This is a genomic window from Cupriavidus sp. FW305-F7 (assembly GCF_058782875.1).
The window spans coordinates 1-14,941 of the sequence record NZ_JBYSYC010000013.1; the positions used below are offsets into that span (position 1 = coordinate 1).

At 65.5% G+C, this 14,941-nt stretch carries 12 protein-coding genes; 8 read left to right on the forward strand and 4 right to left on the reverse strand.

The annotated features are described in order from the left end of the window. Positions 1–491 precede the first annotated feature (491 nt). Complete coding sequence (locus tag AC3WL8_RS14125) at positions 492–1,256, reverse strand: NADPH-dependent F420 reductase (RefSeq protein ID WP_153954778.1); 765 nt, start codon at positions 1,254–1,256, stop codon at positions 492–494. A 218-nt stretch (positions 1,257–1,474) separates the two neighbouring features. Between AC3WL8_RS14125 and AC3WL8_RS14130 the strand changes: the two genes are divergently transcribed. Next, positions 1,475–3,796 (forward strand): TonB-dependent receptor, encoded by a 2,322-nt coding sequence (locus tag AC3WL8_RS14130; RefSeq protein WP_153954779.1) that lies wholly within the window; start codon positions 1,475–1,477, stop codon positions 3,794–3,796. A gap of 37 nt (positions 3,797–3,833) precedes the next feature. Then, the gene (locus AC3WL8_RS14135; protein ID WP_492378360.1) at positions 3,834–4,898 is read left to right on the forward strand and encodes a YVTN family beta-propeller repeat protein; all 1,065 of its coding nucleotides are present in this window, start codon (positions 3,834–3,836) and stop codon (positions 4,896–4,898) included. 11 nt (positions 4,899–4,909) lie between these two features. Here the strand turns inward: AC3WL8_RS14135 and AC3WL8_RS14140 are convergent, their stop codons facing one another. Beyond that, positions 4,910–5,590 carry an ankyrin repeat domain-containing protein gene (locus AC3WL8_RS14140; RefSeq protein WP_153954781.1) on the reverse strand — a complete coding sequence of 227 codons (681 nt, stop codon included), beginning with the start codon at positions 5,588–5,590 and terminating at the stop codon, positions 4,910–4,912. A 354-nt stretch (positions 5,591–5,944) separates the two neighbouring features. On the opposite strand from AC3WL8_RS14140, the gene AC3WL8_RS14145 reads away from it, so the two are divergent. Then, positions 5,945–7,675 (forward strand): pyrroloquinoline quinone-dependent dehydrogenase, encoded by a 1,731-nt coding sequence (locus tag AC3WL8_RS14145; RefSeq protein WP_013956667.1) that lies wholly within the window; start codon positions 5,945–5,947, stop codon positions 7,673–7,675. An 88-nt stretch (positions 7,676–7,763) separates the two neighbouring features. After that, positions 7,764–8,327, forward strand: a complete 564-nt coding sequence (locus AC3WL8_RS14150) for a c-type cytochrome (RefSeq protein ID WP_228772493.1) — start codon at positions 7,764–7,766, stop codon at positions 8,325–8,327. Between the two features lie 32 nt (positions 8,328–8,359). Here AC3WL8_RS14150 and AC3WL8_RS14155 read toward each other — a convergent pair whose 3' ends face one another. Next, positions 8,360–9,514 (reverse strand): citrate/2-methylcitrate synthase, encoded by a 1,155-nt coding sequence (locus AC3WL8_RS14155; RefSeq protein WP_153954783.1) that lies wholly within the window; start codon positions 9,512–9,514, stop codon positions 8,360–8,362. A gap of 108 nt (positions 9,515–9,622) precedes the next feature. Between AC3WL8_RS14155 and AC3WL8_RS14160 the strand changes: the two genes are divergently transcribed. The 3 genes from AC3WL8_RS14160 (at position 9,623) to AC3WL8_RS14170 (ending at position 12,445) form a co-directional block, all read left to right on the forward strand. Further along, positions 9,623–10,576: a 2-hydroxyacid dehydrogenase gene (locus AC3WL8_RS14160; protein WP_013956664.1), complete on the forward strand. Its 954-nt coding sequence runs from the start codon at positions 9,623–9,625 to the stop codon at positions 10,574–10,576. A 47-nt stretch (positions 10,577–10,623) separates the two neighbouring features. Then, positions 10,624–11,382 (forward strand): SDR family oxidoreductase, encoded by a 759-nt coding sequence (locus AC3WL8_RS14165; protein ID WP_211981007.1) that lies wholly within the window; start codon positions 10,624–10,626, stop codon positions 11,380–11,382. A gap of 88 nt (positions 11,383–11,470) precedes the next feature. After that, positions 11,471–12,445, forward strand: a complete 975-nt coding sequence (locus tag AC3WL8_RS14170) for a Bug family tripartite tricarboxylate transporter substrate binding protein (RefSeq protein WP_013956662.1) — start codon at positions 11,471–11,473, stop codon at positions 12,443–12,445. Positions 12,446–12,684: 239 nt separating this feature from the next. Here AC3WL8_RS14170 and AC3WL8_RS14175 read toward each other — a convergent pair whose 3' ends face one another. Next, positions 12,685–13,536 carry a LysR family transcriptional regulator gene (locus AC3WL8_RS14175; protein ID WP_013956661.1) on the reverse strand — a complete coding sequence of 284 codons (852 nt, stop codon included), beginning with the start codon at positions 13,534–13,536 and terminating at the stop codon, positions 12,685–12,687. 107 nt (positions 13,537–13,643) lie between these two features. On the opposite strand from AC3WL8_RS14175, the gene AC3WL8_RS14180 reads away from it, so the two are divergent. Continuing rightward, on the forward strand, positions 13,644–14,939 hold the full coding sequence (locus AC3WL8_RS14180; RefSeq protein ID WP_228772494.1) for a DUF3422 family protein: 1,296 nt from the start codon (positions 13,644–13,646) through the stop codon (positions 14,937–14,939). Positions 14,940–14,941 lie beyond the last annotated feature (2 nt).

Sequence of the window (14,941 nt, forward strand, 5' to 3'; positions counted from 1 at the left end):
CGCTCACTCTCAGAAAACTGACTGACCAGATCCGAAGACCCAGTCACGTTTTGCTGTGCGAGCACTGTATAACTTGTAAAGCTAAAAGACCGAAGTCTTCCGCATCCGTTATCAAGCGCCCACACTTATCGGTTGTTTGGTTGTTAAAGAACCCGCCCTTTCGGGCACCGCATCCGGCTTTGCCGTTTGCGTCGCTGCGTTTTGTTTGCAGCGGAGAAACGAGACTATAAAGAACTTTCTGCGATTAATCAATCATTTTCGAGAAATTCTTTTATTCTGGAAGGCTCGCTCTTTCGAACCGAGTTAATCCTTGCAAGTCTTTTCCCACCCCCGTTGCGCGGTGCCTTGCGAACGAGGGGGCGAATCTTAATGCCTGGATGCCTGCCTTGCAAGCGTTTTTGAGGAAAACCTGAAAGCGCCTCTTTTGCCACTTAAGTGCCCTCCCCTGCGACCCGAAAGGTGAACACATCGGCGAGCACCGGGACTAGCCCCTAATTCCCGCTCATCTTCCTGCGAAATTCCTCGGCGGTGCCAATCTGCCGGAACAGCGGCCCGCCCGGCGCGAACCTGTCCGCGCTGGCCAGCGGTCCCACCATCACCGGCTCGAAACCCGCATCGCGAACCAGTTGTGCCGCCACCTGCAGCGCCACCTGGTCGTCACCGGCAATCGGCACGGCAATCAGGCCGCCGGGCCGGTGATGTTCACTGGCGAAGTTGGTCGCCCCCATGAAATTAAACGCCCGCACCACACGTGCGCCGCGCAGGTATTTCGCCGTGGTGATGCCAATGCCGTTGCGCTGGGCTTCTTCGGCAATCGCGCCGTCGCGCTGGGGAATGGCATTGGTGGCATCCAGCACGATCTTGCCTGACCATGCCCCGGCATTCTCCTGGCTGAGTTGCGGCAACGCGCCGTAGGGGGTGGCGAGGAACAGCACGTCGGCAAAGGCGATGGCCTCCGCGACCGTGCCCGCCCGAGCCAGCGGGCCGAGGCCGTCGACCAGCGGCTTGAGCGATTCAGGATGACGCGACGAGAACAGGACCGGGTGCCCTGCCTTGACCCAGAGCCCTCCGACCGTCCCGCCGATGCGCCCCGATCCGATTACGCCGATGCGCGCCGGCCCCGCGTGACCCGCGGCGCCCGCTCCCTGAGCGCAGGCGCCCAGCGGCGGAAGGCTCAGCGCCAGGATGGCCAGTGCGCCCACCCGCAACAGCATGCGGCGGCGTTCAGGATCGATGACAACTGCCGGATCTTGCATCGCGCGCTCCTGCGAGGATTGCCTGGCCCTGCGGCCAGTACGCAAGATCTCCTCCTGCACACTGGCCGCCCAAAAAACTCTAGGCGAAAAAACGACCTGCCGGGCAATCCTTGGCACCGCCTGCGCGCTGGATTAGATTAGGTAGCATTTGCGCCACTCTAGGAAGTCTCCATCACAGCCACAGCTGCCCACGCGATGCTGCACGAGAGGGGAACCTCATGGCCTGCGCCCGCCGCCGCACCCGCCCGCCCCGGCATGCGCCAGGCATGGTCGCCATTGCGCTGGTGGCGGCCGCGCCTGTCGCGGCGCAGCAGGCCAGCCAGCCTGACGCGGGCAGGCTGGCGGACCAGGTCCACAACCTGAAGGAGGTCACTGTGGTCGCCCCGACGCCGTTGCCCGGCTTCACCATCGAGCGCCAGGCTTTTCCCGCCAACGTCCAGACCGCCACCGATGGCGACCTGGAACGCGCGAAGTCCGTCAACCTCCCGTCCTTCCTGGCGGAGAACATGACCGGCATCGTGGTCAATGACGCGCAGGGCAATCCGTTCGCGCAGGACATCCTGTATCGCGGCTACCGGCTCTCGCCGACGCTGGGTTCGGCACAAGGGCTGTCGCTATACCTGGACGGCGTGCGCCAGAACGCGGCCCTGGGCGACGTCATCAACTGGGCCGGCATGCCGGAGGCCGCCATCAGCACGGTAACGCTGGTGCCGGGCAGCAACCCGCTGTACGGGCTCAATACGCTGGGCGGCGCGCTTGCGCTGGTCACCAAGTCGGGCGAAACGCACCAGGGCGTGGAGGCCGACCTAAGCATCGGCAGCCATGGCCGAGCGCGGCTCGATGTCAGCACGGGCAAGTCGCTGGGCGACGGCTGGCACGCCTACTTTGGCGGCACCGGCTGGCGTGAGGATGGCTGGCGCGACAGCTCCGACAGCGATCTGGGCAACCTCTTCTTCAAGCTGGGCCGCTCGACCAGCGCCACCCAATGGAGCCTCAGCCTGCTCGGCAGCAACAGCCGGCTGTCGGGCAACGGCCTGACGCCGGATAGCATCTACCGCGCCGACCGAAGCGCCATCTACACCGCGCCCGATGTCACGCGCGCGAAATCGCTGCAGCTGACGCTCAATGGTGCGCACCAGTTCAATGCGCAGGACCAGCTACTGCTAACGGCTTATGTGCGCCGCACGCGCTCGCGCACCAACAGCGGCGATATCCACGACGACTACCTGGACACCCTGCGCGACTGCCAGGGCACCCCCGGCGCCGCAGGCTGCGAAGCGGACGAGGCGCCCGCCAATGCCGTGCTCAACGCCTCCACCGTGAGCGAGACCAGCTATGGCGTGTCTGCGCAGTGGTCGCACGATGGCGAGACGCATCGTTTCGCACTGGGTGCCGCGCTGGACCTGAACCAGTCGCGCTACGCGCAAACGACGCAGTTGGCCAGCTTCGACGCAGCGCGCAGGGCGCTTGGCGATCCCAATGCGCCAGTGGTCACCAATGCTTTGCTGGACGGCCACGACGGCACGGTGGGGCTGTACGCTACCGACACCATCCGACTGCTTCCCCAGACCTTCCTGACGCTGGCCGCCCGCTGGAACGAAGGGCGACGGCATACAGTGCTGGGCGCGCCCACGCCATCGGACGAACGCTTCACGTTCACACGGCTCAACCCGTCGGTGGGCGCATCGCACGCGCTGCTCGACAGCCTGACGATCTTCGGCTCCGCTTCGCAGGGCACACGCATGCCCACGGCGATCGAGCTGGGTTGCGCGGACCCTGCAAATGCCTGCCAGCTTCCTACCGGCCTGCAGGCCGATCCCCCCCTGCGCCAGGTGGTCACGCGCACCTTGGAGCTGGGCGGACGCTGGCAGCCGGCTGACACCACTGAACTGACCCTGGCGCTATACCGCAGCAACAACACCGACGACATCATCTTTCAGCGCTCGCCGTTCAGTCCGCTGGGCTATTTCTCGAACTTCCCGAAGACCCGCAACCAGGGCCTTGAGCTGGGCTTGCGGCAGCGGCTGGGCCGGCTGACGCTGCGCGCCGGCTACGGCTACACGCAAGCGACCTACCAGGCGGACGGCCAGTTGCAGACCCCCTTCGCTGCGCCGGTGGCGGTGCATCCGGGCACGCGCATGGCAGGAATCCCGCTGCACAGCTTCAAGCTCGGCGCAGACTGGCGCGCGACTGCCACCATCAGCGTGGGCGGCGACGTGATCGTATCGTCATCGCGTCCAGTCGCGGGTAACGAGGATGGCGCGCTCAGCGCGCAGAACCCCGGCCTTGCCCGCACCGCTGGCTACCTGCTACTGAACCTGCGCGCCAGCTGGCAGTTCTCGCCGCGCTGGCAACTCTATGGGCGCATCGACAACCTGTTCGACCGCCGCTACGAGACTTACGGACAGGCGGGCTACAACCTGTTCCCGGGCGGCACGCTGCTGTTGCCCGGCGCGGCCGTACCCGTCGAGCGCTTTGTGGCACCGGGCGCGCCCCGGCTGTTCTTGGTCGGCGTGCGTTATGAATGGGGCGGGCCCTGAGCGGGCCGCCATGCATCCGGGCAACGAGGAGAACGTCATGCCTTCGCACCTTCCATCCCGTACGCGACACATGCTGGCCGCTGGCCTCCTGGCGCTGGTGTGCCCGGTCGCCGCCGACGCAGCGCAGGCCTATGTGTCGACCGAAGGCGGCGGCATCGCCGTCATCGACCTGGACCGGCTCGAAGTCATGCCCAGCCTCGCGGCCGGGGGCAAGGGGCCGCGCGGACTGGCTGTGACCACGGATGGCAAATACCTGCTGGCGGCCAACAAGGGCACGGGCGACCTGTCGGTAATTGACCTTGCCACGGGGCAGCTGGTTCGCCGCGTGCCGATCGGACAGAACCCGGAGTTCGTGCGCGTGGCCGGGAACCAGGCCTTCGTCACCTACGAACCGGGCGAGCGCTCCGGCCCGCCCGGGGCCGCGCCGCCCCCATCCGCGAAGGGTAAAAGCGATGACGACAAGCCCCTGCCGGCGGAAATCGCCGTGATCGACCTCAAGGACTGGCGCGTGAACCGTAGGATCCGCAGCGGGCTGGAAACCGAAGGTATTGAGTTCTCGCGCGACGGCAAGCTGATGCTGGTCACCAATGAAGGCGACGACACCGTCACGGTCTATGAGAACGCCAGCGGCAGGCAAGTAAAGCTGCTGCCAATGCCCGCCGGTTCGCGCCCGCGCGGCATCAAGGCAAGCCCGGACGGCAACCGCTATGTGGTGACGCTGGAATCAGCCAATGCCTTCGTCGTGCTCGACGCCACGAACTTCCGCGTGCTGCGCACCGTGCCGACGCGCACGGGTCCCTACGGGGTGGCGTTCGATCGCGCCGGTGAGCGCCTGTTCGTCGCCGCCTCGCGCGCCGACACGCTGCAGGTGTTCGATGCGCAGACCTTCGCGTCGCTGGCCGACATCGCGATAGGCAAGCGCTGCTGGCATTTCAGCTTCACGCCGGACGATGCGCGGCTGCTGGTGGCCTGCGGGCGCTCCAATGCGGTCTATGTCATCGACGCACGCACCTACGAGCCGGTGCGCCAGTTCGACGGGCTGCCGCTGAGCTGGGGCATCGTGACCTATCCCAAGAGCGTGGGTTCGATCGATTCGCCGTAAGCGCAGCGGCGCTACTTCGCCGGTGCCGCTGCGGTCTGGCTGCCCGCCAGCGCGGCGGCCACGTTCTTCGCACCAGCCTGCTCGGCAATCTCGCGCGCAGTCAGCCCGCGATCATCCCGCAACGAGGCATTTGCGCCACGCGAGAGCAGCAACTGGACCACGTCACTCATGTCATAGCCGGCCGCCCACATCAGTGCCGTCAGGCCATGTGCGTAGCGCGCGTTGATATCGACGCCGGCATCGAGCAACTGCCTCACCACCGCCGTGCGGCCCTCTCCCGCTGCGTAGATCATGGCGGTCTTGCTGACGCGGTCGGTGGCGTTCAGCTCGGCATGACGCGCCAGCAGCATCGCGGTGATCTCCTGGTAGCCACCAAACGCAGCCGCCATCAGCGGCGTCACGCCTTGCACGTTCGGCAGGCTGACGTTAGCGCCGTGTTCCACCAGCACACGCGCCATGCCGGTCAGGCCGCGCTTTGATGCCGTCAGCAATGGCGTGTCGCCGATGCGGCTGCGCGAGTCCGGCGCGGCGCCCTGCTTCAGCGCGCCGAGCACCCCGGCCTCGTCCCCGGCGCGCGCCGAAGCCAGCAACCGCGCGTTCAGGCTGATGTCGTCATCGGCAAGTGCCCGAGCTGCAAGCAGGCCAAGCGCGCACACGCACACCATTGAAATCCTTCGCAGATCACGATTCATATCCGGCTCCTCCGATGACAACCGGCGCGATGCATTGCGCAAGACGGGTACCGCAACGCAAGGCAATTCCCGGTGTCTTCTGCTTACCCGCCCGCTAAGTCTGGTGCGCAGGAAGCACAAATTCAAGCGGCCTTTTCATGCTGCGATGCATCGGTTCAACGATGTCCTTGCAGTGCAGAAAGCCGCGCTGCATGTGCTTGTTGTTTTGCTTGGGTTCTTGCCTATACTGCACTTCACCTCGGGGCCGCTTCGACGCGCGGCAGGGCCTGCTTTGCCTCGCCACGATACGCATCGGCTTGTGCGTGTCGCTCACCCAAGCGGCCAGGTCGACAAGAATCGAATAAGGAGCGCCCCATGCTCTCATTCTCTCGCCTCTCCCGGCACACCCTCCCCTTGCTGTTCCTCGCCTTCCATGCATCCGCCGCGCTCGCCGCCGAGGATATCCAGGGCAGCGCGACCACGCCAGGCGCGCCTATGTCCAGTGCGCTGCGCCCGGTCACCCAGGCACAGTTGGATGCTGCAGGCACCAACGGCAACGACTGGCTGCACTCCAACGGGTCGTACGTGCAGATGCGCTACCATCCAGCGGCGCAGATCAACACGAAGAACGTCGCCAGGCTGCGCCCCGCCTTCATCTTCCAGACGGCAGTGATGGAGTCGATGGAGACTGCGCCGATCGTCGTAAACGGGGTCATGTTCCTGACGACTTCCTACAACCACGTCTATGCCATCGACGCGGTGACGGGGAAGGAGTTCTGGCACTACAAGCACAAGATGGGACCGGTCACCACGTTCTGCTGCGGGCCTAACAACCGTGGCGTGGCAATCAGCGGCGATCGCCTCTACATGGGCACGCTCGATGCCAAGCTGGTCGCGCTTGATGCCAGGACCGGCAAGCTGCTGTGGGAAACCCAGATCGCTGACCCGGAACTCGGCTACTCCGAGACCATGGCGCCGGTGGTCGTCGACGACAAGGTCCTGATCGGCACCAATGGCGGCGAATACGGCATCCGCGGCTTCGTCAAGGCGTTCAGCACGACCGACGGCAAGCTGCTGTGGACCTTCCACACCATCCCCGAGAAGGGCCATGAAGGGGTGTGGGCCACCAAGGACGCCACCGGGCGCGACATGAAGCGCGACATCGCCGCCGAGAAGAAGATGCTGGCCGACAAGGGCGGCGACTTCTACAAGACGCTTGGTGGTGGCGTGTGGATGGCCCCGGCGGTCGACCGCGCCAACAAGCTGGCGATCTTCGTGGTGGGCAATCCGTCGCCCGACCTGTACGGCGCGATCCGTCCCGGAGACAACCTGTACACCGATTCCCTGGTCGCGGTCGACCTGAACACCGGCGCCTACAAGTGGCACTCGCAATATATCGCCCATGACGTGTGGGACCTGGATGCAGCCAGTCCGCCGATCCTCGTCGACGTGCGCGATGAAAAAGGCCAGATGATCCCGGGCGTCATCCACGGCGGCAAGACCGGGCACGTCTATGTGCACGACCGCCGCGACGGCCGACTGATCCGCTTCTCGCAGGCAATGATCCCGCAGGAGAACATGTGGACCCTGCCCACCCCGCAAGGTGCGCGCATGCTGCCGGGCGCCAACGGGGGAGTGGAATGGTCGCCGATGGCGTTCAACCCCAAGATGCGGCTTGCCTATGCCGCCAACCTGCATCAGCCAATGACCTACCAGGTCGAAGATGTCCCCTATCCAGGCGGCAAGCTGTGGCTGGGCGGCGCCTTCAAGGTCATCCCGAGCGAGCAGCAGTGGGGCAAGCTCTCGGCGGTCAATATCGATAGCGGCAAGGTGGCGTGGGATTACAAGACCGAGCAGCCGCTGATCGGCGGCGTGCTGGCAACGGCCGGCGGCCTCGTCTTCACTGGCGAAGGCAACGGCCTGTTCAAGGCATTCGATGCGGCCAACGGCAAGATGCTGTGGCAGTTCCAGTGCGGGGCCGGCGTGAATTCGCCGCCAGTGTCCTATACCGTCGGCGGCAAGCAGTACATTGCCGTCGCGGCCGGCGGCAACACCCAGCTCGACTTCAAGCGTGGCAACAGCATCTTTGTCTTTGCGGTGCAATAGGTTCGCCGAAAGCGATCCCGGAATGCCGACTATCCCGCTCCGTCCGCGCCGCCGCCTTCCCGCGGCGCGGCGCGCCGCGGTGCCCGCCATGGTGACTGCACTGCTGGCACTGTTGGCCGCAAGCGGCAATACCCGTGCCGAAGCGGCCGCCGGGCAGGCCAAGGCGCAGGTCTGCGTTGCCTGCCATGGTCCGCAGGGCAATTCCACCAATCCTGCCTATCCGCATCTGGCGGGACAGACCGCGCGCTACCTCTACCTGCAGTTGCGTGACTTCAAGGAAGGACGGCGCAGCGACCCTGCCATGTCGCCAATGGCCACGCCTTTGTCAAAAGAGGACATGCAGGACCTGTCCGACTACTTTGCCGCGCAGACGCCGACAGCGTCGACCTACAAGGTCGACGCAGCGCGGGTCGCCGCCGGGCGCAGCAAGTCCGAAGAAGTGCTGTGCACGATGTGCCACCTCGGAGGATTTGCCGGGCAGAACGAAATACCGCGGGTAGCCGGGCAGCAGTACGCGTATATCGTCAAGCAGCTGGAGGATTTCCGCGCCAGGCGGCGTACCAATGACGCGGGGAGCATGACCAGCGTGTCGCGCAACCTAAGTGATGACGACATCAGGAATCTCGCCAACTACATTACCGGCCTGAATTGATCTGCCAATCAGGCCCGGCCGCTACCTGTGATTCAACGCTCGCCAACCTTTTCAGGCATCGTCCCGACATAGCGCCCCCGCGGACGTATCACCTGCCCCACGCCCAACTGCTCCAGGCTGTGGGCCAGCAGTCCAATGCTGCGTGCCGTGGCAAACATCCCGAACGCGGCATCGTCCGGCAGCCCATAGTGTGTGACGAGGGCCGCCAGGGCCACGTCCATATTGGGCTGCAAGCCGGTCAGTTTGGTTGCCTTCTCGATAAAGCGCCGAATGACTTCCGGTGGGTCGAACAGGGCCAACAGGGCTGCCGCGCGAGGATCGCCATCGGGATAGAGGTGATGTCCGAAGCCTGCCAGGGGCAATCCGGTGGACAGATGGTGGGCGATCACCTGATCCTCGCCTTGCCGTTCCACTTCGTTGAACAGCGCCTTGACGCGGCCCGAGGCATCGCCATGCAAGGGCCCGGACAGCGTGGTCAGGCCGGACAGCAGGCAGGCCGGCAAGGATGCGCCAGTGGACGCCGCGATGCGCGCGGCAAAGGCCGAGCTCGTCAGTTCGTGGTCGACCAGTAGCACCATGGCGGTCCGCAGCAGCTCTGCCACCTGCAGGGATTGTTTCCACCCTTGCGCAAGACGCAGGTGCAAGGGTTGTTGCCCCGCGTGCGCACCAAAGGCATTGGCCAGTTGGCCCACCAGGCTTTGGCATTCCTGGTGCAGGACGCGTGTCATGCGCCCGTGCGTGGAGTGTCCGGTGGCGGCCAGTGTAGCCAGGCCCGTGAACGCCGCCACGCGCCCGGGCGGCTTGCCGATGCGTGCCGAGCATGAAAAGTCGACGGCTTGCTCGGCGTCCCACAGCAATTGCGCCACCTCCTCCAGGCTGGCCGAGCCGGCCAGGGTCACCGCGTCTTGTCCGCGGTAGTACAAGCGCTCGCGCACGAACGTGGAGAGAGCGGTCGGGATGCTGGGTTCCGCGCCAAACAGCGTATTGGTCGCCACGGTCTCGTGCTTGCGCCCGGCCTGCTTGCGTTTGGCGAGGGTGGCGACATCTTCGGCGCGGTAGAGGCTGCGGCGCGTGTCGGCCGGATCGGAAATGACTTCCAGCTTGCCTCGGCTGACGTAAGCGTAGATCGTCTGCGGGCGCACGCCAAGGCGGCTGCAGGCCTCGTCCATCGATATCCAGGATCCCATGATGACTTGTTGCAAGATTTTATATTGATTTTATAGATCAATATTGCCTTGTCAATCAACTATTACTTACTATGCAGTCACGTTCAACGCGCCCTTCCTGCCACGGATATGAAGCCCCAGATCCTGCAACTCAATCCCATCCTGATCCCGGCGGTCAACGACAAGCTCGCCGCACTTTATGAGGTGCACAAGTACTTCGAGATCGCAGACCAGGCGGCCTGGCTGCGGCAACATGGTGCTGCCATCGAGGCCGTCATTACCGGCGGACACACCGGGATCTCGCGGGCGATGCTGGAACAGCTGCCCGCACTGAAGGTGGTGGCCGTCAATGGCGTCGGCACCGACGCGGTGGACCTGGCCTACTGCCGTGGCCGTGGCCTGCCCGTCACGGCGACACTGGGGGCGCTGACCGAAGACGTGGCTGACCTGGCCATCGGCTTGCTGATCGCAGCCTGCCGCAACCTCTGCGCCGGCGACCGCTTTGTGCGCGCGGGCCAGTGGGAACTGCACCCCCAGCCCAACGCCATCCCGCTGGCCCGGCGCTTCAGTGGCATGCGCCTCGGCATCGTCGGCATGGGGCGCGTCGGCCGCGCGGTCGCGACGCGGGCGGCAGCCTTTGGCTGCCCCATCCGCTATACCGACCTGCGCCGCATGGATGACGTGCCGCATGCGTTCGTGCCGTACCTGCAGGACCTGGCGCGCGACAGCGATGCGCTCGTGCTGTGCGCGGCGGCCGACAAGGCCGAAGGCATCGTCGATGCCGCGGTGCTGGACGCGCTGGGCCCGCGCGGCTATCTCGTCAACGTGGCGCGTGGCCGGCTGGTCAACGAATCTGACCTGGCCGAGGCCGTGGCCGCCGGCCGCATCGCGGGCGCTGGACTCGACGTGTTCGTCGACGAGCCGCGCGTGCCGTTGACGCTGCGCCAGTCCGACCGCACGACGCTGCAGGCCCACCGCGCCAGCGCGACCTGGGAAACCCGTACCGCCATGGCGCACATGGTGCTCGACAGCGTCGCCCAGGCCCTGGCCGGCGAGCGTCCGACCATGAGCCTGACCACCTGAATGCACGGCCGAGTTCCGCGACCTCACACTACTTTAGGAGACCTCGCTTGACCGCTTCCCGCAAGATCGCCCTCGTCACCGGAGCCGGCAGCGGCGTTGGCCGCGTCACCGCGATTGCCTTGCTCAATGACGGCTGGACGGTGGTGCTGGCCGGCCGCCGCACCGATCCCCTGCAATCCCTGGCAGCCGAGGCTGCCGCGCGCGGCCAGACTGCGGTGGCCGTGCCCGCCGACGTCACCGACCCCTGCAGCGTGCAAGCCTTGTTCGACACCATCGAGCGCGAGTTTGGCCGACTGGACTTGCTGTTCAACAACGCCGGCGTCAATGCCCCTGCCGTGCCGATGGACGAGCTGCCGCTCGACAAATGGTTCAGCGTCATCAACACCAACGTCACCGGCGTCTTCCTCTGCGCGCGTGCGGCCTTCGGGCTCATGCGCCGCCAGTCGCCGCAGGGCGGCCGCATCATCAACAACGGCTCGATCTCCGCGCACACTCCACGCCCCTTCACGGCGCCCTACACCGCCAGCAAGCACGCGGTCACTGGCCTGACCAAGGCGCTGGCGCTGGACGGCCGCGCCTTCAATATCGTGGCCAGCCAGATCGACATCGGCAACGCGCTGACCGAACTGTCCGAACGGATGACGCGGGGCGTGCCGCAGGCCAACGGCACGATCGCGCCAGAACCCATGATGGATGCCAGCCATGTCGCCAACGCCGTGCGGCACATGGCCTCGCTACCGCTGGATGCCAACGTGCTGACCATGACCGTCATGGCGAGCGCCATGCCGTTCGTCGGGCGCGGCTGACAGCCGCTACCGCGCCCCGGCCTCCCTGGCAATCGTGGGTGTGTCATCAGAGTCGACACAAGTTGACCAAATGCAAACGGAGACAACGATGCAATTTACCAAGCGGATCAAATTCCTGGCCGTCCCGGCCGCCTTGCTACTGGCACCCGGCCTGGCGTCGGCACAGAACTACCCGACCCGACCCGTCACCATCATCGTCCCGGCGCCGCCCGGGGGCGGCATCGACCTGATTGCCCGCGTGGTGGGAGAAAAGCTCTCAATCAAGCTTGAGCAGCCCTTTATTGTCGACAACCGTCCGGGCGCGTCCAACAACCTGGGCACCGCGATACTGGCCAACGCCAAACCCGACGGCTATACGATCGGCATCGTAGGCGGCAGCCACAACATCAACAAATTCCTCTTCAAGAACCTCGGCTGGGATCCGGAAAAGAGCTTCGAGCCCATCGTCTACACCCACGAAATCCCCCTGGTGTTCGCGGTCTACCCGAAACTCCCGGTCAAAACGATGCCCGAACTGGTCAGCTGGATGAAGGCCAATCCCGGCGAGGCCAAGGTCGCCACCTCCGGCCGCGGTAGCGCCCAGGAAATGGCCGCCGAAATGTTCCGCATGGTCAGCGGTGCGCCCATGCTGCTGGTCCCCTACAAGGGATCATCCGCCGCCCACCCCGACCTGCTGGCCGGCCGCACCGTCCTCTACATCGACTCCCTCAGCGCCATACAGGAGCAGCTCAAGGTTGGTAACGTGCGCGCCGTCGCGGTATCGACCCGAAAGCGCTCCAAGGCCCTGCCCAATGTGCCGACTGCCGAAGAACAAGGACTCAAGGGATATGACGCCAACACCAATGGGGGCTTCCTGGCGCCCGCGGGGACGCCGAAGGAGATCGTTGCCAGGCTCAACACCGAGATCAATGCGGTGTTGAAGCTGCCCGAGGTGCGCGCCAAGCTGGAAGCGGCCGGGATCGAGGCCCAGGGCGGCACGCCGCAGGCTTACGCGGCGCTGATCAAGTCTGACCTGGCGAAGTGGGGAAATGTGGTCAAGAAGGCGGGGATTCAGCCGGAATAGTACTGGCGGCTTCTCGGTCACGACCTGCAATGACAAGGCGGGCGTGGACGAGAGCGTCCAGAAGGCAAAGGACTGGATCGCTGCGAATGCCGCCGGCACCAGCGCCAGCCCGCCGGCGATTTCGGAGGGGACCGTCATCCTGCACGCAAAATAGCCGCTACCCTGGTATCGCGATTCGCGCATTGCTTCAGTCGCCCCTAGGCCGCTGCTGCACGATGGCGAGCACCACTCTACGCTTGTCAGCGCTGCAGCTCCGCCAGGATCTGTTCGGCAAGGAAGTCACAAGGCGGCCGCTTCGACTTTGCGCTGCGCGCCAGCACCAGCTCCAGCCCGGCCAACTCTGGCAGCCCCTGGGCCTGGCCAAGGATGGTGAAATGCGCCGGGACAGCACATCGCGCGAGCGGCGCCACCGCCAGTCCCGCTTCGACCATGCTGAGCAGGCCGAGCAGGCTGGGACTTTCATAGGACATGCGATAAGCGATCCTGGCCTGCTCCAGGCTGCGGATCGCAATGTCGCGGGCGACGCTGCCCGACTGGAACACGGCAATGGGCAGCGGCCGCTCGTTCCAGATCTCGTGCGCCGCCGGCGAGGCGGCCCACACCATCGGTTCCAGCCGGATGAACTCCCCGGACAGCCCCTTCACTCTCGTTGCACAGACCAAGTCGACCGATCCGTCCTTGACCATGGGCGCCAGGGCCACGCTCGGCAAGCCAATGACCTGGATCTCGACCTTGGGGTAAGTCGCGGAGAATTTCTTCAGGATCGTGGGCAGCAGGGATGAGGCATAGTCGTCCGGCATGCCGAGCACCACACGCCCGGTCACGTCGGGGCGGACCACGGCCGCCCAGGCCTCGTCACGCAAGGCCAGCATGCGGCGCGCAAAGCCCAGCAGGACTTCGCCTTCCGGGGTCAGCACTACGTTTCTCGGCTTGCGCACGAACAGTGGCTTGCCCAAAGCCCGCTCTAGCGCCTTGATCTGCATGCTGACTGCCGACTGCGACCGATGCACGAGTTCCGCCGCACGGGAAATGCTGCCCGTATCGGCAACCGCCACCATCATGGCCAGCACATCGAGGTCAAGCGCTTTCATTGGTATCAGAAAAACTGAAGCAACAGATCAATTTTACGCGTTTTTCTTAATCAAGGGCCCTCGGGCATACTGGCCAGAAACGTTGACGACCTATGCCACAGCCGATCATGGACCACCCCTTGCGCGACAGCCTTGCGCGCGAACTGCATGCCCGCCCCTTCCTGCGCATTGGCGGCTCCGCCTCGCTGACGCACTTCGCCATCTATGCGGACGGCGATACCGCGGTCCACCATGCCTTGCTGGCCTCCTTGTGCCGGCTGACCGGGCTGGAAGACCCGGCCGACGGCGTGACCCACTATTCAGGACGATGGGGCGATGACAAGCAGCTGAAGTGGGAGCGGCACACCGAGTTCTCCACCTTCACGTTCGTGGCGCGGCGTGGTGACGCGGACTACTTCTCCGACCTGGCCACCTCCCATATCCCGGCCGACTGGTTCGACAGCTTCGCCGGCAAACGCCTGGTGGCGCTGCGCATGGAACTGGTCTCGGGCGAGGCCGCAGCCCATGCCCGCGACAACGTGAGGCAATGGATCGACGGCCCCATCCTGGCGGGCAGCCACGTTCTGGGCGGCGGTGAGGTGTTCTGCGACTGGACCATCCCGCCCGACGGCTTTTCGCGCTTCCTGGTCATCGACAACGGCTTCCGCGAAGTCCAAGGCGGACGGCTGCTGCAGCGGTTGTATGAAATCGAGACCTACCGGATGATGGCGCTGCTGGCCTTGCCGGTGGCGCGTGACCTGGGCCGCAGCGTGGACAACCTGCAGCGCTCGCTCGCGCCGCTGATGCGCAGCATGGACACCAGCCAGGGCGGCCGCCACGATGCCGAGTTGCTGGAGCGGCTGACGCACCTGGCGGTCCGCATCGAGGCACTGGCGGAATCCGGCAACCGCTTCAGCGCGTCGCGCGCCTACGAGAAGCTGGTGCTGGCGCGCATCCAGGAATTGCGTGAAGAGCGCATCGAAGGCATACCGACCATCGCCGAATTCATGGAGCGCCGCTTCGCGCCTGCCATGGAGACGTGCAGGTCGGTCTGGGCGCGGCACGAGCAGTTTGCCGGCCGCGTGGCGCGCGCGCTCGACCTGCTGCGCACGCGCGTCAACCTCGCGCAGGAGCAGGACACCACGCGCCTGCTCGAAGGCATGGACCAGACCGCGCGCAGCCAGCTGCGGCTGCAGCACGCGGTCGAAGGCCTGTCGGTCGCGGCCATTTCCTACTACGTGCTGTCGCTGGCGGGTACGGGGCTCAAGGCGCTGCATGCGGTGCATCTCCCGCTGGACCCGGAACTGATCAAGGGTGTCCTGATCCTGCCAGTAGTGCTGCTGGTGCTGCGTGCAACTCGGCGCAGCAAGCATGCCGGGCAAAAAGCGGCCGCGCGGCAGCCGGCTGCGAATCAGGCTGCGTAGGG